This window comes from Paenarthrobacter sp. NPDC089307, assembly GCF_040685055.1.
Lineage (GTDB): Bacteria > Actinomycetota > Actinomycetes > Actinomycetales > Micrococcaceae > Arthrobacter.
In genome coordinates this window covers 380,150-398,169 of sequence record NZ_JBFBHE010000004.1, presented here as the reverse complement: position 1 = coordinate 398,169, position 18,020 = coordinate 380,150, and the positions used below count along the sequence as shown (strand labels likewise).

The following is an 18,020-nucleotide window of genomic DNA, read 5'->3' as shown; positions in this document are numbered from 1 at the left end:
GCCTAACGCCAGGTACCGACGCCGATAACCGGCCCGGCCTCCAGCCAGGATGAAAGCCCTGCATAGGCATCGAAATTCATGGCCAGCATGAACTTCTTGCCCTCGTACTGCAGTTCAACAACCACGACGCCGGGCTGCACCCTGACGAGCTCGTCCTCCGTCGGTTGGCGTCGGCCCAGCAGCTCCAGGGAACTGCGTTTGAATTTGTATTTGGGAACAACGCTCAGGGACATCAAGCGGAACCACTCAAGATCATTGTCCTGATAACGACAAACCCCCATCTGCCAGCTGTTTCCAGCCGTGCAAATGGAGGCGTCGATCGTGCCGAGGGCGCGCCGCAGATTGAAGCGGCGCACCCCCAGGAGGCACAGTGAAATGATCAGCAACGTGAACGCTGTTGCCAAGGCGATGAACGGAATAAGGGAATCGTCCATCAAGGTCGTGCTATCGGATCCCCGCTGTAGCCGCTTCGCCCAATTTGGCGTTGTCAGCAACAATGACCACGCGGTCGTTGTCCACGGAGAAGAATCCACCGTCGACAACTACTGCAATCCGGTCACCGGAAACCGGCTGGATTGCCAGCTCGCCCCCGGCCATGATGGCCAGGAGGGGCGAGTGGCCCGGCAGGATTCCGATTTCACCATCGCTGGTGCGGGCCTTCACCATCTTGGCCGCACCGGACCACACGAAGTGGTCCGCCGCGACAATCTCAACCTCGAGCTCAGCCATATTACTTGGTCTGTTCCTGGATCTTGGCCCAGTTGCGCTCGACGTCATCCAGGCCACCGACGTTGAAGAACGCCTGCTCTGCGATGTGGTCCAGCTCGCCGTCGCAGATAGCGGTGAAGCCTTCAACGGTGTCCTTGATGGACACGGTGGAGCCTTCGACGCCGGTGAACTGCTTGGCGGTGTAGGTGTTCTGGGAGAGGAACTGCTGGATACGGCGTGCACGCGACACGACGATCTTGTCCTCTTCAGACAGTTCGTCAACACCGAGGATGGCGATGATGTCCTGGAGTTCCTTGTTCTTCTGCAGGATCTGCTTCACACGGACAGCCGTGTTGTAGTGGTCCTTGCCGATGTACTGGGGGTCCAGGATTCGGGAGGTCGACGTCAGCGGGTCAACGGCCGGGTACAGACCACGGGATGCGATTTCACGGGAAAGTTCCGTGGTCGCGTCGAGGTGTGCGAAGGTCGTTGCCGGAGCCGGGTCGGTGTAGTCATCAGCCGGCACGTAGATGGCCTGCATCGACGTGATGGAGTGACCCTTGGTGGAAGTGATGCGCTCCTGGAGCAGACCCATCTCGTCAGCAAGGTTGGGCTGGTAACCCACGGCGGACGGCATGCGGCCGAGCAGCGTGGATACTTCCGAACCTGCCTGCGTGAAGCGGAAGATGTTGTCGATGAAGAGCAACACGTCCTGGTTCTGGACATCGCGGAAGTATTCCGCCATGGTCAGTGCCGACAGGGCGACGCGCAAACGCGTTCCCGGCGGCTCATCCATCTGGCCGAACACAAGGGCGGTGTCCTTGAGGACGCCTGCCTCTTCCATTTCCACCCAGAGGTCGTTACCTTCACGGGTACGCTCGCCAACACCGGCGAAGACGGAAGTACCACCGAAGTTGCGCGCAACACGGGTGATCATTTCCTGAATCAGAACGGTCTTGCCCACGCCGGCGCCGCCGAAGAGGCCGATCTTTCCACCCTTGATGTACGGGGTGAGAAGGTCGATGACCTTGATGCCGGTCTCGAGCATCTCCGTGGAGCCCTCGAGGGAGGCAAAGCTCGGAGCCTTGCGGTGGATCGGCCAGTAGGCGTCAGCCTTGATCTCGGACTCTTCGACGTCCAGCGGCTTGCCGAGCACGTTGAAGATGTGGCCCTTGACGCCGTCGCCGACGGGCACGGAGATCGGAGCGCCGGAGTCCTGCACGGTGGTGCCGCGGACGAGTCCATCGGTTGCCTGCAGGGAGATGGCGCGGACGAGGTTGTCACCCAGGTGCTGGGAGGTCTCGAACGTGATGGTCTTGGTCTGACCGTTGAGAGTGATCTCAGTGGTCAGAGCGTTGTAAATCGAGGGGATTGCGTCAGCCGGGAATTCGACGTCGACAACCGGACCAATAACACGGGCAATGCGGCCGGTGGCACCGGCCGTTGCTACGTGTTCGGTAGCAGTGGCAGTCATCTCTCTCACTTCACTCAGTAGATGGCGTGGGGTTAAGTTTATCTGTTTATTGCAGGTACGGCTTCGAGCCGAATCCGGTGAGGGCTAGGACGCGAGGGCGTCGGCGCCGGCAACGATTTCGGAAAGCTCCTGCGTAATCTCGGCCTGGCGGGCCGTGTTGCGAAGGCGCGTGTACTTCTTGATCAGTTCCGTAGCGTTGTCACCGGCCGACTTCATGGCACGCTGGCGGGCTGCGAGCTCGGAAGCAGCGGCCTGCAGCATGGCTGCGAAGATGCGGGACTCGATGTAACGCGGAAGCAGGGCATCGAGCACCTGCTCCGTTTCCGGTTCAAATTCGTACAACGGCAGCAGCTCGGTTTCCGAGGCTGCTTCCTCTTCGACGACCTCCAGCGGGAGCAAACGGATGACCGTGGGCTCCTGCGTCACCATGGACTTGAAGCGGGTGTAAACAACGTGGATTTCGTCCACGCCGCCCTCTTCAAAATCGGTGGAGAAGTCTTCGAGAAGAGCAGCTCCGACTTCCTGCGCGGTTTCGAATTCCGGTGCGTCCGTGCCACCAGTCCATACGCGGGCGTAGGACCGGTTGCGGAAATCGAAGTACGCCTGCGCCTTGCGGCCAACAAGGTACGCCTTGACTTCCTTGCCTTCTGCGTGAAGAAGCTCGGTGAGACCTTCAGCCTGCTTGAGCACGCTCGCAGAGTAGGATCCTGCAAGGCCACGGTCCGATGTAATAATCAGGACTGCGGCGCGGCGGATCTGCTCCGGCTCGGTGGTCAGCGGGTGGTCGATTTCGCTCTGAGTTGCGACAGCAGAAACGGCGCGGGTAATCGCGTTCGCGTAGGGCAGTGAAGCTGCTACGCGGGCGCGGGCCTTACCAATGCGCGAGGTAGCGATCAGTTCCATCGCCTTGAAGATCTTGCGCATCGACGTCGTCGAGCTGATCTTCTGACGGTAGACCCGAATCTGGGCTCCCATACTTATCCTTTCCTAAGTTCCCGATGTGCTGCCCTGCCGGGGCCCTTGCGGACCCCGGCAGGGCAGGTTATCGAAACTAGCGCTTCTGCTTGACGATCTTTTCCTGGTCGACGTCGCCGCCGGAGATCGCTGCGTGCTCTTCGTGGCCAGCGCCAACCAGGTGGTTGTCGCCTTCGCCGAAGAAGCCCTTCTTGAAGGAGACGATTGCTTCCTTCAAAGCCGCAACGGTGTCGTCATCCAGAACGTTGGTCTGAGCCAGCGTGGTCAGGATGGAGGACTTGTGCGTGAGGTGCTCCAGGAACTCGGACTCGAAGCGGCTGATGTCCTCAACCGGAACGTCGTCCAGGTAACCGTTGGTACCGGCCCAGATGGAAACAACCTGGTTCTCGACCGGGAACGGCGAGTACTGGCCCTGCTTCAGCAGTTCCATCAGGCGGGCACCACGGGTCAGCTGCTGACGGGAAGCAGCATCCAAGTCAGAGGCAAACATGGCAAATGCCTGCATGTCGCGGTACTGGGCCAGGTCCAGCTTCAAAGTACCGGAGACCTTCTTCATGGACTTGACCTGTGCAGCACCACCAACGCGGGAAACCGACACACCAACGTCAACAGCAGGGCGCTGGTTGGCGTTGAAGAGGTCCGACTGCAGGAAGATCTGGCCATCGGTAATGGAGATCACGTTGGTCGGGATGTATGCGGAGACGTCGTTTGCCTTGGTCTCGACGATCGGCAGACCGGTCATCGAACCTGCACCGAGTTCGTCGGAGAGCTTTGCACAACGCTCCAACAGACGGGAGTGCAAGTAGAAGACGTCGCCCGGGTATGCTTCGCGTCCCGGCGGACGACGCAGCAGCAGGGATACGGCGCGGTAGGCTTCAGCCTGCTTGGACAGGTCATCGAAGATCACCAGAACGTGCTTGCCGCCGTACATCCAGTGCTGGCCAATAGCCGAGCCGGCGTACGGTGCAAGGTACTTGAAGCCAGCGGGGTCAGATGCCGGAGACGCCACGATGGTGGTGTACTCCAGTGCGCCGTGGTCCTCAAGGGTCTGGCGGACGGCTGCGATGGTGGAAGCTTTCTGGCCAACACCTACGTAGACGCAACGGACCTGCTTGGTGACATCTCCCGAAGCCCAGTTGGCCTTCTGGTTGATGATGGTGTCGACGGCGATGGCCGTCTTACCCGTCTGGCGGTCACCGATGATCAGCTGACGCTGGCCGCGGCCGATCGGGATCATGGCGTCGATAGCCTTGAGGCCCGTCTGCATCGGCTCGTGAACCGACTTGCGTTCGGTAACGCCCGGAGCCTGGAGTTCCAGTGCGCGGGTGGTTTCGGCCTTGATTTCGCCGAGGTCGTCGATGGGCTGGCCCAGGGGGTCGACAACGCGACCCAAGAAGGCGTCGCCCACCGGAACGGACAGGATCTCACCGGTACGGTGAACTTCCTGGCCTTCTTCAATACCGGTGAAGTCACCGAGGATAATGACACCGATCTCGCGGACGTCAAGGTTCTGGGCCAGGCCCAGCGTGCCATCTTCGAAGCGAAGCAGCTCGTTCGCCATGACCGAGGGAAGACCCTCAACACGGGCGATGCCGTCACTTGCGGTGGTCACACGACCAACCTCTACGCGCTCTGCGTTACCGGGTTCGTAGGACGCCGCGAACTCGTTCAACGCATTACGGACGTCGTCGGCGTTGATGGTCAATTCGGCCATCTGCAGTCCCTGCTCTCCTGTTTTCGTGATCATCGTTGCTCACGATGACCGGGTTTTATATCAGTTAAGTTGTGCTTTGTCTTCGCTAGCCAGCGAGCTGGCGGCGGAGCTCGGTCAGGCGGGCGATAACCGAAGCATCGAGTACTTCGTCACCTACCTGGACACGGATTCCACCGATCAGTGCGGGGTCAACATTGACGTTGACCTTCAGTTCGCGACCGTACAGGGCGTCAAGCCCGGCCTGCAGACGGCTGGCCTGCGTTTCCGTCAACGGACGGGTAACGCTGACAGTTGCAATCCAGCGCTGCTGACGCTTGGCTGCAAGCTTGGCGAATGACTCGACGAGCTTGCTCGGCTTGACACCGCGCGGCTGCGTCACTGCCTGGCTGATGAGAACCTTTGCTTCCTCGCTGCTGCCAGGAACAAGCTTCTCGGCCAGTGCAATCTTCGCCGCAGGCGATGCCTGCGGCTCGGACAGAGCACGTTGTACTTCGTGGCTGGAGGCGACGGCCTGGTTGAAGGCAAACAGGTCGTTTTCCAGCTCTTCCAGCCCCGTGATACCGGAGGCAGAAACGGCCGACTTGTTTTCAGCTACGGCAATGACCACCGTGGCGGCAAGGGTCTCGAGTGCATCGCCGATATCGCGTGCCGATGCCCAGCGTGAACTGGCCAATCCGCCTGCGATTTCAGCTGCATCAGCGGAGACTTTCCCGCCAACCAGCTGCTTGACCAGCGCCGACTTCTCGTCTCCGGTACGGGACGGGTCAGTCAGGGCGCGGCGCAAGCCAGCCGAGCTGTCCACCGTTCCCAGGATTCCGAAGAGGTCCTTAGCCAACTGCAGCGAGGCGAAGGGAAGCTTGGCTTCCAGCTGCGCCAGTGCTGTGGTCAGCGATTCGCTCGATATACCTGCCATTACTTAGCTGCACCTGCGCTCTGGGTCTCCAGATCTGCCAGGAAGCGGTCAACAACGCGGGCGGCGCGCTCGTCGTCGGTGAGTGCTTCACCAACAATGCGTCCGGCAAGCGTCGTGGCCAGGGCGCCGACCTCGGAGCGGAGCGAGACAACAGCTGCCTGACGCTCCGATTCGATGGCTGCGTGTGCCTGCTCGGTGATGCGTGCAGATTCTGCAGCAGCCTTGGCCTTCAGGTCCGCGAGGATCTGTGCGCCCTCGGCGCGTGCTTCTTCGCGGATGCGGTTGGCTTCGGCACGGGCATCAGTGAGCTGCTGCTTGTACTCTTCGAGAGCTGCAGAGGCTTCTGCCTGAGCCGCTTCGGCCTTTGCAATGCCACCTTCGATTGCTTCGGCACGCTCTGCGAACGTCTTCTCGAACATCGGGACAACAAACTTGACCACGATGTACATGAGGACCGCAAAGCCGACGAGGACAACGCCCATTTCCCAGACATTGGGAACGAGCGGGTTGCCCTTGGCCTCGCCTTCAGTGGCGGCTGAGATGATCAGCTGATTCATATTTCACCCGTCCTATCTACTCGTGCTTGGATTCGCTTGGTTCTTAGGACTAGGAAAGAACGAAAGCGAAGACCAGGCCGAGGATGGCAAGAGCTTCAGTCAGTGCCAGGCCGAGGAACGCGATCGGCTGCAGCACGCGCTGAGCTTCCGGCTGACGTGCAACACCGTTGATGTAAGCGGCGAACACGAGACCCACACCGATACCACCGCCGATGGCCGAAAGACCGTAGCCGATGAGGTTGAGGGAGCCGTTGATGGTGCCTTCCATTTTTTCTTCCTTTCAAGATGCCGCCCGTGCGGCAGGTTGTTTGGGTTGCTTCATCCCCGCTAGGGGAAGTGTTGTGAGCCTTAGTGGCTGTCGGCGTGCAGGGCGCCTTCGATGTAGATCGCAGTCAGCAGGGTGAACACGTATGCCTGCAGCGCCATGATCAGTGCCTCAAGCATGTACATGGCGATGGCACCTACGAGCACCAGGACCGATGCGCCCTTGAGGAGCACGTTCTCCTGCATGACCAGGAATTCAATGCCGGAACCGGCAAGCATCACGATCAGGTGGCCGGCCAGCATGGTCGCGAACAGACGGAGGCTGTGCGTGACGGGGCGGACCAGGAAGTTGGAGATGATTTCGATCGGAACAACGATCGGAAGGATGTACCACGGCACGCCGGACGGAACCGTAGCAAGCTTGAAGTACTTGAGGCCGTTCTTCTTCAGGCCGATCGCGATCCAGGTGACGTACACGATGCCGGCCATCACATAGGCGCCGCCAACGTGCGAGAAGCTCGGGAGCTGGATCACCGGGATGGCGCCGTAGATGTTGTTCACCAGAATGAAGAAGAACAGGCTGAACAGCAGCGGGACGTACTTGATGAAGTCCTTGCCGCCGATGATGTCCTTGGCGATGCTGTTGCGGACGAAGCCATAGGCCATCTCGCCTGCGAACTGCAGCTTGCCGGGAACCAGCTGCTGCTTACGGGCAGCGAGGATGAAGAATGTAGCGATAATGACGACCGAAAGAATCACCAGCAGCATCTGCTTGGAGAATCCGTCGTGCGCACCCCAAGGCAGGATTGCCGGCAGGTGCATTTCGTCGATTCCGGGTGGGGTGAAGGACCCCGAATCCTGGGCGGGGAGCGCAAGCGCGATCAACGCGTTTCCTCTCTGCTGTGTCCATCATTGGGCATTGGTTGGAATCCGGAAGCGTTGCACGCATCCATATTCCATGTGAAATTATTTGGCATTACTGTCCCCGTCCGTGGACGGACCGCTGTCTGCGTTGCTCTCGCCAGAAGAGGAGCTTTGCCTGGTGAGGCCGTGCATATGGGAAAGATAGAACCCTCCTGCGGCTCCCAGCAGAGCGCCAAGGAGCACAATCCAGCGGGTCCCCCACAGATTATCCAGACCCCAGCCTATCAAACTCCAGAGAATGATCCCGCCAATGATGTAGCTGAAGACGGCGATCCCTGCGTTGTATCCGCCGTCGTTTCCCTCGTCACGGGAATCAGCGCCGTTGGCAGGTTGCTGGGCATTGAGCGACGGACGCGAGTAGCGCTTACGCGGGGACATCCGGACCACCCTTCGGCTCGGCCGGGTCGTTGTAGATCTGGAGGCGGGCTTTGCTGAAACCATAGATCTCAGCGGCCTGCCAGAAGACAACCGTGACCACCGCGCCAATGAGGAACCACCGGGCATGGAGCCAGTCCGGCGCTCCAAGCACAAACAGCACTACGGCGAATCCAACGACCTTGATGAAATATGTGGCAACAAAAAGGCCGACGGCGCCGGAGGGGTTGTTCCGGCCAACGAAGTGGCCGATCAAGAGGCTGATTCCAAAGAAGAGGATGACCAGCGCGGCACCGAACGCTGCCGAGAGCGCGCCCTGCCCGCCGTTCATGAAGGCTGCGATTACGCAGGTGATGGCAGTGGCAACCGCCGCTGCGGCCGCGCTGAGAGCCAGTAGCCGAAGCCACAACGAGGACTGGCCGCCAACAAATCCAACAGCACGTTTACCGGACGGGCGTCCGGAATCGGCGTTGGATGTCATGGGGATACCAATCCTCGTGGCACAGGGCCATATTCTCAAAGGGGGATTACGGGCGAGTGACTGTCCGCAGTAAGAATTCTACATGAGATAGAACTGTGACGATAACCGGCTGTCATCTACTGCTCCCCCGGTCGCGCCGAGTTCCTCGTGAAGTAAGGCCAGGCAGTGACGGCTGCCATGACCAGCGTCGCGGCGATCACCACGATCAGCACCACCTGCCAGGCGAACACGGCAAAAGCAACGCCGCCGAAAGCCAGGATGCAGGTCCACACGTACAACATCACGACGGCGGTGCGGTGCGAGTATCCAAGGTCCACCAGCTTGTGGTGCAGGTGCCCGCGGTCAGCCGACCACGGTGATTGGCCCCGCGCAGTTCTCCGGACAACCGCCATCCCCAAGTCCAGCAGGGGAAGGGACAGGACCGCGAAAGGCAGCAGGATGGGGACGATCGTGGGGATACCGTTGGCACGGTCGTAGAGGCCTGAACCGATCTGCCCCGTGGCGACGACACCCGCAGAGGCCATGAGCAGCCCGATGAGCATGGCCCCTGAATCCCCCATGAAGATCTTCGCGGGGAACCAGTTGTGGGGCAGGAAGCCCAGGCAACTGCCCACGAGTATGGCCATCAGGAGTGTTGCGAGGTCTGAGTTGTCAGTGGATGGGTTGTTCCGGTGGACCCAGTAGGCAGTGAGGAAGAACGCACCGCCGCCGATGATGGCCACTCCAGCCGCCAAGCCATCCAGTCCGTCAATGAAGTTGACCGCGTTCATGGTGGTGACGATCAGGCCCGCGGTGAGGACGATCTGGACGACTTCGGAGTCAAGGACGATGGGTTCGGGGATGAACGGCACCACGGACATCCGGACGCCCCAAATGGCCACGATGAAGGCGGCAGCACCCTGCCCCAGGAGTTTGATCCACCAGCGGATATCCAGGATGTCGTCGGCTACTCCCACCGCCACAATCACCACTGCACCGGCCAGGATCCCCCATGGAGCATCGTTGTGCCGGAAGATGTCCTTGACGAAGAAGGAGTTCGACGCCACGACAAGCGCTGCAAAAAAGCCGACGAAGATGCCCAGGCCGCCCAGCTTGGAAATCAGGGCGGAGTGCATGTCGCGGCTTCGAATGGGCTGGTACAGGCGAAGCTTGTTTCCCAGCACGCGGGCTCCCCATGTTCCTGCGTAGGCCACTACGGCAGCTGTGAGTGCCATCAGCAGATACATGATCATGGGGCGACTCCCAAGGGCAGCCCGGGCGCTGCAAAGAGCGGCAACTCAGGGCAGCTCAGGGTGTGGAATTCTGTCAGTGGATAAATGGAACTACTCCGTCGCCATGCCTGCACCGGCTGTGCCGAATGTTGCGGGATTTCTGTGGACTCTAGTCACGATACTAATGCCAATGGCCGTGACCACCGCGTGACGCAGCCGCAAGGCCGCAGCTTGATTTTGCTGGGGCCGGGCTGTCTTTCCGTTACCGGACAGGCTCCCGAACGTCGCGCAGGGAGTAGATTCCGTCGAGTACCTGGGCGTTGGAACGCGGCGCCCTCAGGCTGTGGCGAAGGCCCTTGAAAAGCCCACCCAACAGCACTTTGCGGTTCGGAGAGGCAGCGATGGTCCGAGTCCAATTGCGCAGCGAAGCCCCGGTAAACAGGATCTTCTCCCAGGGCGCCAACGCGCTCGAGCGGGTATAAACCCAGAGCTTGTTTCGCACTTCGTAGTAAAAGCGCGGGCCAGGATCCGCACCCGCGTCGCCAAAAACTTTCGTGTGGTGGTTGGCCACTGATGCATTGGTGGTCAAGGCTGTTCCGTTACGGGAAATCCTGGCCGTGTACTCGAGGTCGTCGTTCCAGATGAAGTAGTCCGCTATCGGCAACCCATGCTGTTTGATCTCTTCGGCGCGGATCAGCACCGATACGAATGAAGCGCTCCGGATCTGGGTGGCGCCAATCCGGGCAGCTGCGCTGCGGAGGTCCTCGCTCGCGCCCATCCGGGGCCGCATCCTGTTCATGGGATGGTCCCTGCCGTCGGTCCACACAACGCGGCTGGCGATGAAGGCCGGAGCTTGCCCAGTCTCCTGCTGGTAGGCCTCCGAAACGTCCAATGCTTCGCGGAGGGCGCCCGGCTGCGGTTCCGTGTCGTCATCCATGATCCACACGTGGTCTGCATGATGGTCCAGTACGGCGCGTTCCATGCCGACGACAAATCCCCCGGCTCCACCAACGTTCGTGTTCAACGTGACGACGTCGGCAGGCACAGGGCCCTGATAGGTCCGGAGGAATTCGGCAGTTCCATCCGTGGAAGCGTTGTCCACGATCACGATCGCGTCCGGCACTCGGGAGCCGGCAGTGATTCCCTCCAATGTGGTCTGGAGGAGTTCACGCCGGTTGAAGGTCACAACGACTGCGACCACGACGGGTTGGGACGTCATTTATCTGCCTTTGGTCTTGGATGGTTGGAACCGGCGCCGAATCAACAGGCCCGCCAGTTTCCACGGTTCAACGAAAACCCTGTAGGCAACCCTGCCTGGATGCAGCACCAGCCGCCAGGCCCACTCGAGTCCCAGGCGGCCCAGCCAGCGAGGTGCCAGCTTTTGGACGCCGGCAACCTGTTCTATTGCTCCCCCGACTGCGCAGTAGACCGCGGGCGGCAATTCTTCGATCCTGCGATGCAGGACAGTTTCCTGGAGCGGCATTCCCAGGCCCAGCAAAACGAGCTGGGGGCCGAACTCCCCCAGCCATGTCGCCACGGCACTTTCCAGGGCCTCATCCCAGCCTTCGCCTGGCATGCCGTCCACGGTTGCGCCCGGAACAATGGACCGCAGCCGTGAAACAGCCTTGGTATTGGCTTCGCGGCCGGCACCTACGACAGCTATCCGCTGCAGCCCGGGAATCTTCCCCAGTTCCGGAATCCAGTCCATGGAACCGAGACGGTAGGCCATGGTTCCCTCGCCAAGCGGCTGTAGTTGCCGTTTGTGCGCAAGTCCCCACAACATGGCTACCGGAGCACCATCGAGCAGCACGATGGAGCTGTCCTCGTAGACCGAACGAACGTCTGCACGCGAATGCAGCAGGGTGACGCTGTGCAGGTTGTGACCTACAACAGTGCTGGTTGTTCCGGCCGCAAGGAGGCCGCCCATGGCATCAAGAAGTTCCTGGACGCGCATCGGAGTGGCGTCGACGTCGAGGACGGGGACGCGTTGGCGTGCTGGAATCATTCGGGCTTGGCTTCGTTGGTGCCCTCGGGCTGTGAAGCTGCGTCGCCTGCCGCCGCCTCTTCGTGCGTCCCAGCGGCCTCGCCGGTCACTTCTTCCGGAGTCGTCGCCCCAAGAGTTTCACCGATGCCCAGAATCGAAGGGACGATCTCACGGAGGCGTTCCAGTTCAATGGCACCCTGGCGCACCACGCGGAAGGGAGTAGAGGTCGCGTCGACGATCGTGGATGGCAGCGCCACCGTGCCCTTGACCGGGCGGAACCCACCTTCCAGGTAGACCTCAACCGATTCGGCCAACTGAAGGCGAGCCTCCGACGCCGTCTGTGCTGCTTCCTGGCCCGTGCGGTTGGCAGAAGAAACCGCCAGGGGGCCGGTCATGCCCAACAGGTCCAGGGCAAGGTGGTCATCGGGCATGCGCAGGGCGACGGTGCCCTTGGTATCGCCAAGATCCCAGTCAAGCGAAGGCTGCGCATGCAGGATCAACGTCAGTCCGCCCGGCCAAAAGGCCTGCGCCAAGGCGCGCGCGTCCGCTGGTACGTCGGTGGCCAGCCCGTCCAGGGCATTGATGCGCGGAATCAACACGGGAGGAGGCATTTGCCGGCTGCGTCCCTTGGAGGCCAGCAACATGGTCACAGCCAAAGGCGAGAAGGCGTCGGCAGCAATGCCGTAGACGGTGTCCGTGGGCAGCACGATGCACTTCTTTTCGCTGATGGCGCGCTGGGCGTGCTGAAGCCCCTCAGCGCGCTGGTCCTCGGAAGTGCAGTTGTAGGTTGTGGTCACAGCGCTATTCTTTCACTCATCAGGCGCGATGCTTGCCAGTATCGCGCTGGTTGCACGTTCTTTGCCATTCAGGTCAAAGTGCGTGGTGATCTCTTGCCAACGTCCCGTGCGTCGCAGCATGCCGGCGATCCATTGTGCCTGGACTTCCGCGTGTTCCATCACGAAGTAGCCCCCAGGTTTCAGGAGCCGCGCCGCAGAGGCAGCTGCCGCCGTCGGGAGTTCCATGCCGTCCGCTCCCCCACCGTACAACGCCTCCGGCGGATCGTGGAGTGCAACTTCGGGTTCTGTGGGAATCGCCTCGGCGGGTATGTACGGCGGGTTGGAGACGACGACGTCGAAGGTTCCGTTGTGCTCGGGCAGGGCATCCCGGAGGTCCCCCTGGACAAGGGAAACCCCGAGGGGTTCGAGGTTCCTCGCCGCCCAGGCGTGCGCAAACGTGCTGTATTCAACGGCGTGGACATCGGCCCCGGGAACCTCGTACGCGATGGACCCGGCAATGGCACCGGACCCCGTGCCAAGATCCACCACTTTGGGCGAAGGGATGGCAGAAAGGTGGTCGATGACCAGCTGGACCACCGATTCTGTCTCCGGACGCGGTATGAAGACGCCAGGGCCTACGCGCAATTCGAGGTGACGGAAGTAGGCGACTCCGGTGATGTGCTGCAAGGGGACACGGTTTGCCCGTTCCTGCACCAATTCGCCGTATCCGTCCGGAGCGGGAGCATCGCCGAGGAGCATTGCCCGGAGGCGGCCAAGTCCTACCCCTAGAAGGTGCTCTGCCAGCAACTCAGCGTCCACGCGCGGGCTGGGGACGCCGGCGTCGGACAATACGGCAGTAGCCTCGCGAACAGCGTCCGCGAGGCTCTGGCCTGGGTAAATCGTCATGGATCAGCCCTCGTTACTGAAGATGGAGGTGCTTTGCGCCCGGCTATTCGCCGATCGCATCCAAGCGTGCTTGCTCGTCTGCTTCAATCGCGGACTGGATGACCGGCTCGAGATCCCCGTTCATCACGGCGTCGAGGTTGTAGGCCTTGTAACCGGTGCGGTGGTCCGCGATGCGGTTCTCCGGGAAGTTGTAGGTGCGGATGCGCTCTGAACGGTCCATGGTGCGGATCTGCGATTTGCGCTGCTCGGAGTTGGCGGCGTCGATCTGTTCCTGCTGGTGCGCCAGCAGGCGGGCGCGAAGGACGCGCATGCCGGCTTCACGGTTCTGCAGCTGCGACTTTTCGTTCTGCATGGCAACAACAATGCCCGTCGGCAAGTGGGTGATGCGGACAGCGGAGTCTGTGGTGTTCACTGACTGGCCACCCGGGCCGGACGAACGGTAGACATCGATCTTGAGATCGTTCTGGTTGATTTCCAGTTCTTCGGGCTCGTCAACCTCGGGGAGGACCAGGACACCGGCAGCCGAGGTGTGGATGCGGCCCTGCGATTCGGTGACCGGGACACGCTGCACACGGTGCACGCCGCCCTCAAACTTCAGACGGGCAAAAACGCCCTGCGCGGGATCGTTCGAGTTGCCCTTGATGGCTACTGCGACGTCCTTGTATCCACCGAGATCGGACTCGGTGGCTGAAATCAGCTCGGTCTTCCAGCCACGGGACTCGGCATAACGCATGTACATGCGCAGGAGATCACCGGCGAACAAGGCAGCTTCGTCGCCACCTTCGCCACCCTTCACTTCGAGGATGACGTTGCGGGCGTCGTCCGGATCGCGAGGGATGAGAAGTCGGCGCAAACGCTCCTGTGCTGCAGGGATCTGCTCCTCGAGCTGCTCAACCTCTGCGGCGAACTCCGGATCCTCGTCAGCCATCTCCTTGGCGGCTTCCAGATCATCATTGAGCCCGCGCCACTTGTTGTAGGCCTCCACGATGCCCTGAAGCTGCGCGGACCGCCGCCCCAGCTTCCTGGCAGCAGACTGGTCAGCATAAACGGCAGGATCGCTCAATTGCGCCTGAATGGCAGCATGCTCATCAAGCAATCCCTGAACGGACTCAAACATTCTCAAACAACCTTTCAACGCTGCGCACAAGTTTAGTGGCGCAAACAGCGGAAGGTGACACGACCGCCGTCGGGTAATTTTGCCAGCCCGCGAAGGCGAGCCGAAAACGGAACGAGCCGCTGATTCTGCTGCCCCGGGAGTGGCTTCGGGCCTGCCGGAGCGTGGTGGTCAAGTCCGTAAGGACTTGGCCGCCACGCGTAATGGCGGGGGCAGCAGAATCAGCGGCTCAGTAAAGCAACTATTTGTCGTTGTCCGACTTCGCTCCAAGCGTCGTCTTTTGTACCTGCATGAGGAACTCGACGTTGCTCTGGGTCTCCCGGATCTTGTTGGTCAACAGCTCAAGGCTCTGCTGCTGCTCCAGTCCGGAAAGGACGCGGCGCAGCTTCCACATGATCTTGACCTCTTCAGGCGAGAGCAGGTTTTCTTCACGGCGCGTACCGGAGGCGTTGACATCGACGGCCGGGAAGATGCGCTTGTCTGCCAGCTGGCGGGACAGGCGGAGCTCCATGTTGCCGGTGCCCTTGAACTCTTCGAAGATGACTTCGTCCATCTTGGAACCGGTCTCTACCAGAGCCGTGGCCAGGATGGTCAGCGAGCCACCGTTCTCGATGTTGCGGGCTGCACCGAAGAAGCGCTTGGGCGGGTACAGGGCAGCGGAATCCACACCACCGGACAGGATGCGGCCGGAGGCCGGGGCTGCCAGGTTGTAGGCGCGGCCCAGGCGGGTCATGGAATCCAGGAGGACCACCACGTCCATGCCCATTTCCACAAGGCGCTTGGCGCGTTCGATGGAGAGTTCGGCCACCGTGGTGTGGTCGTCGGCGGGACGGTCGAAGGTGGAGGCGATGACCTCACCCTTGACGGTGCGCTGCATGTCCGTAACTTCTTCAGGACGTTCATCAACAAGCACCATCATGAGGTGGACCTCAGGATTGTTGGTGGTGATGGCGTTGGCGATGGACTGCAGGATGAGCGTCTTGCCTGCCTTTGGCGGCGAAACGATCAAGCCACGCTGGCCCTTGCCGATAGGGGCAACAAGATCGATGACGCGCGGACCGATCTTCTTGGGGTCCGTTTCCAGGCGCAGGCGCTCGGAGGGGTACAGCGGAACGAGCTTTGCGAACTCGACGCGGTCCTTGAGTTCCTCGGGTGTCTTGCCGTTGACAGAGGTAACGCGAACCAGCGCGTTGAACTTCTGGCGTGCAGACTGCTGGCTGCGGTCCTCACCATCACGCGGTGCGCGGATTGCACCAACCACGGCGTCGCCCTTGCGGAGGTTGTACTTCTTGACCTGCGCCAGGGAAACGTAGACGTCATTCGCGCCGGGAAGGTAACCGGAGGTACGGATGAACGCGTAGTTCTCCAGGACGTCCAGGATGCCGGCTACGGGAAGCAGGACGTCGTCTTCGGTAACCTCGACGTCGTCGACGTCCGGTCCCTGGGCGCGTCCACGACGGCGTTCGTTGCGGTCACGGAAACGGTCGCTGCGGGTGTTGCCGTCACGGCTGTCCTGGCCACCGCGGCGGTCGCTGCGCTCGTTCTGGTCGTTGCGGTCACGACGGTTGCGGCGGTTACGACGGTTGCCGGTGTCGTCGCCGTCGTTGTTGTCTTCACGGCGCCCGCGGTTGTTGTCGCGGCGTTCACGCTGTTGCTCGCCGGCGTCGGACTGTTCGCGCTGCTCACGCTGTTCCGTGCGGTCGGCGCGCTGTTCGCGCTGTTCTGTGCGGTCAGCACGCTGTTCGCGCTGTTCCGTGCGGTCAGCACGCTGTTCAGCTGCCGGCGCTTCCGCTGCCTCAACCGGAGCTGCGGCAGCTTCGCCGCGGCGGCGGTTGCGGGTGCGTGGCTGACGACGTTCCGTGCCGGCGTCCGCAGTCTCGGCTGCTGCCGGAGTTTCGACGGCGGGGGCTGCTGCAGGCTCAGAAGCCGTAGCTGCGGTGTCAGCAGAGGTCTCAGCAGCTGCGATCACACCATCGCTTGTGGCACGACGGCTGCGTCCCCGTCCACGTCCGCGGGGTGCTTCCTGGGCCGGAGCCTCGGCTGCAACCTCGACAGGCGCGGTCTTTTCCGGGGCCTTGGCCTCAGCAACCGGGGCTTCCTTTGCCACGGCGGGAGCCTTGGCCGCAGTTGCCTTGGCCGGAGCCTTGGTAGTGGTGGTGCCCGCGCGGTGGGCGGAGATGGCCGTGACCAAGTCCCCCTTGCGCATGCGGGATCCCCCCGAAATACCCAACTGGCTCGCGAGAGCCTGAAGCTGGGCGAGCTTGAGGCCTGCAAGGCCGCTGCTCTTGGTTGCTGCCGTTGACGACTCAGCAGCAGAAGATGTTGTGTCCACAGCTGAAGCCAGCTCAGTGGTTTCTGTCACGAAGGATCCTTCCCCCTCGACGGCGTCCAGAGCGAGAGCTGGACGCGATGATTTGTTCTGGGCTGCAGTTCAGATCTGCAGCCGGTGATTTCGGCCGTGCCTGATGGATTGTGGCCAACAGGGCCGGATACTGATCGCCTTCACTGGATCCGGTTACCCGGACAGCCAGCCTGAAATTCAGGAAACAGAGAGAGTTCTGCGGCACCTGATGCAGGCCGGAAAGAGACGACACCACCAACGTTGGCACAGTTGACGAAAGGTACGGCGAAACACCGAAGTCCAAAATCAGGGAACTGCCCGCGGCTTTACCGGCGGTGCACTTCCACTCTAGCACCTTGAACGTCCACAGCCAGCGTCATCACGCGCCAACCAACGTCCGGTGTGTTGGTGGAGGTAAACGAATTGATGAAATCCACTGCCTCGGCAGCTTCGTCGGCGCCATTGGCCAGCACCATCACCGTGGGTCCGGCGCCGGAAACGACGGCTGCATGACCTGCGGTCCGGAGCGCTGCTATGAGGTCCGCGCTGGGCCTCATGGCCTGGGCGCGATAGCTCTGGTGAAGGTAGTCTTCCGTGCCCGGCAACAGCAGTCCAGGCTCTGTGGTGAGCGCATGGATCAGAAGCGCAGCCCGGCCGGAGTTCATTGCCGCCGCGTGGTGGCCAACAGATGCCGGAAGCAAACCACGCGCAGTCTCAGTGGACAGCTCGTAATCCGGTACAGCCACCACAGGAACGACGGACGGTGCCACCTCGGCCCGGGTGGTGCTGTACTGCTCGCTGTCCTGCCAGGACAGCGCCAGCCCACCGAAAATCGCGGGTGCGACGTTGTCCGGATGGCCTTCCATCTCGCTGGTCAACTGCAGGACCCACTGGTTGTCCTGCCGCGCCTCGAGGGGTACCAGCGCATTGGCGGCCGTCACCGCGGCAACGACTGCGGACGCAGAGGAACCGAGACCACGGCCGTGGGGGTTGACGTTGTCCGCGGTGATCCGCAAACCGCTGTGCTGGAAGCCCAGGCGCTCCAACGCAAGGTCGATGGCGCGCACCACGAGGTGGGTGGCGTCGCGTGGAAGGGTATCGGCACCCTCACCGGAGAGCTCGAACTCAAGCTCTCCGGTGGTGAGGGTCTCCACCGTCAAGGTGTCGTAAATGGACAGGGCCAGGCCCAGGCTGTCGTAGCCCGGGCCCAGGTTGGCACTTGTACCCGGAACTTTGACGGTCAGCCGCTGGCCTGCCGCGACAACGACACGATCGGTCGCGGTGGGCTGTGTTGATTCCACTC

The 18,020-nt window shown here is 61.6% G+C and carries 19 protein-coding genes; all 19 read right to left on the bottom strand.

The window, feature by feature from the left end:
* Positions 1 to 2: 2 nt before the first annotated feature.
* Positions 3 to 434 (bottom strand): DUF2550 domain-containing protein, encoded by a 432-nt coding sequence (locus AB0N72_RS12140; protein WP_363930637.1) that lies wholly within the window; start codon positions 432 to 434, stop codon positions 3 to 5.
* 10 nt (positions 435 to 444) lie between these two features.
* On the bottom strand, positions 445 to 729 hold the full coding sequence (locus AB0N72_RS12135; protein WP_144659872.1) for a F0F1 ATP synthase subunit epsilon: 285 nt from the start codon (positions 727 to 729) through the stop codon (positions 445 to 447).
* A 1-nt stretch (position 730) separates the two neighbouring features.
* The gene (gene atpD, locus AB0N72_RS12130; protein WP_014922173.1) at positions 731 to 2,182 is read right to left on the bottom strand and encodes a F0F1 ATP synthase subunit beta; all 1,452 of its coding nucleotides are present in this window, start codon (positions 2,180 to 2,182) and stop codon (positions 731 to 733) included.
* Between the two features lie 84 nt (positions 2,183 to 2,266).
* Positions 2,267 to 3,157 carry a F0F1 ATP synthase subunit gamma gene (locus AB0N72_RS12125; RefSeq protein WP_281450308.1) on the bottom strand — a complete coding sequence of 297 codons (891 nt, stop codon included), beginning with the start codon at positions 3,155 to 3,157 and terminating at the stop codon, positions 2,267 to 2,269.
* 76 nt (positions 3,158 to 3,233) lie between these two features.
* A complete protein-coding gene (gene atpA, locus AB0N72_RS12120) occupies positions 3,234 to 4,871 on the bottom strand; it encodes a F0F1 ATP synthase subunit alpha (protein WP_363930766.1) in 1,638 nt (545 codons plus the stop codon).
* Between the two features lie 85 nt (positions 4,872 to 4,956).
* Complete coding sequence (locus AB0N72_RS12115; RefSeq protein WP_281450309.1) at positions 4,957 to 5,784, bottom strand: F0F1 ATP synthase subunit delta; 828 nt, start codon at positions 5,782 to 5,784, stop codon at positions 4,957 to 4,959.
* Positions 5,784 to 6,341: a F0F1 ATP synthase subunit B gene (locus AB0N72_RS12110; protein WP_363930636.1), complete on the bottom strand. Its 558-nt coding sequence runs from the start codon at positions 6,339 to 6,341 to the stop codon at positions 5,784 to 5,786. Before AB0N72_RS12110 ends, AB0N72_RS12115 begins: the two co-directional genes overlap by 1 nt.
* A gap of 49 nt (positions 6,342 to 6,390) precedes the next feature.
* Positions 6,391 to 6,609, bottom strand: coding sequence for an ATP synthase F0 subunit C (gene atpE, locus AB0N72_RS12105; protein ID WP_011775261.1), 219 nt, complete (start codon positions 6,607 to 6,609; stop codon positions 6,391 to 6,393).
* Between the two features lie 80 nt (positions 6,610 to 6,689).
* On the bottom strand, positions 6,690 to 7,490 hold the full coding sequence (atpB, locus tag AB0N72_RS12100; RefSeq protein ID WP_281450311.1) for a F0F1 ATP synthase subunit A: 801 nt from the start codon (positions 7,488 to 7,490) through the stop codon (positions 6,690 to 6,692).
* A gap of 81 nt (positions 7,491 to 7,571) precedes the next feature.
* Positions 7,572 to 7,907 (bottom strand): hypothetical protein, encoded by a 336-nt coding sequence (locus tag AB0N72_RS12095; protein WP_363930635.1) that lies wholly within the window; start codon positions 7,905 to 7,907, stop codon positions 7,572 to 7,574.
* A complete protein-coding gene (locus AB0N72_RS12090; RefSeq protein WP_363930634.1) occupies positions 7,894 to 8,385 on the bottom strand; it encodes a hypothetical protein in 492 nt (163 codons plus the stop codon). The genes AB0N72_RS12095 and AB0N72_RS12090 overlap by 14 nt, the downstream gene beginning before the upstream one ends.
* A gap of 116 nt (positions 8,386 to 8,501) precedes the next feature.
* The gene (locus AB0N72_RS12085; protein WP_363930633.1) at positions 8,502 to 9,617 is read right to left on the bottom strand and encodes an MraY family glycosyltransferase; all 1,116 of its coding nucleotides are present in this window, start codon (positions 9,615 to 9,617) and stop codon (positions 8,502 to 8,504) included.
* A gap of 241 nt (positions 9,618 to 9,858) precedes the next feature.
* On the bottom strand, positions 9,859 to 10,815 hold the full coding sequence (locus AB0N72_RS12080) for a glycosyltransferase (protein ID WP_363930632.1): 957 nt from the start codon (positions 10,813 to 10,815) through the stop codon (positions 9,859 to 9,861).
* Positions 10,816 to 11,601, bottom strand: coding sequence for a WecB/TagA/CpsF family glycosyltransferase (locus AB0N72_RS12075; protein ID WP_363930631.1), 786 nt, complete (start codon positions 11,599 to 11,601; stop codon positions 10,816 to 10,818).
* Positions 11,598 to 12,377: an L-threonylcarbamoyladenylate synthase gene (locus AB0N72_RS12070; RefSeq protein ID WP_363930630.1), complete on the bottom strand. Its 780-nt coding sequence runs from the start codon at positions 12,375 to 12,377 to the stop codon at positions 11,598 to 11,600. The genes AB0N72_RS12075 and AB0N72_RS12070 overlap by 4 nt, the downstream gene beginning before the upstream one ends.
* A 12-nt stretch (positions 12,378 to 12,389) precedes the next feature.
* Positions 12,390 to 13,262 (bottom strand): peptide chain release factor N(5)-glutamine methyltransferase, encoded by an 873-nt coding sequence (prmC, locus tag AB0N72_RS12065; protein ID WP_363930629.1) that lies wholly within the window; start codon positions 13,260 to 13,262, stop codon positions 12,390 to 12,392.
* A 43-nt stretch (positions 13,263 to 13,305) separates the two neighbouring features.
* The gene (gene prfA, locus AB0N72_RS12060) at positions 13,306 to 14,379 is read right to left on the bottom strand and encodes a peptide chain release factor 1 (RefSeq protein WP_363930628.1); all 1,074 of its coding nucleotides are present in this window, start codon (positions 14,377 to 14,379) and stop codon (positions 13,306 to 13,308) included.
* Positions 14,380 to 14,617: 238 nt separating this feature from the next.
* The gene (rho, locus tag AB0N72_RS12055) at positions 14,618 to 16,738 is read right to left on the bottom strand and encodes a transcription termination factor Rho (protein WP_363930627.1); all 2,121 of its coding nucleotides are present in this window, start codon (positions 16,736 to 16,738) and stop codon (positions 14,618 to 14,620) included.
* A 305-nt stretch (positions 16,739 to 17,043) separates the two neighbouring features.
* Positions 17,044 to 18,018, bottom strand: coding sequence for a homoserine kinase (gene thrB, locus AB0N72_RS12050; RefSeq protein WP_363930626.1), 975 nt, complete (start codon positions 18,016 to 18,018; stop codon positions 17,044 to 17,046).
* Positions 18,019 to 18,020: the final 2 nt, after the last annotated feature.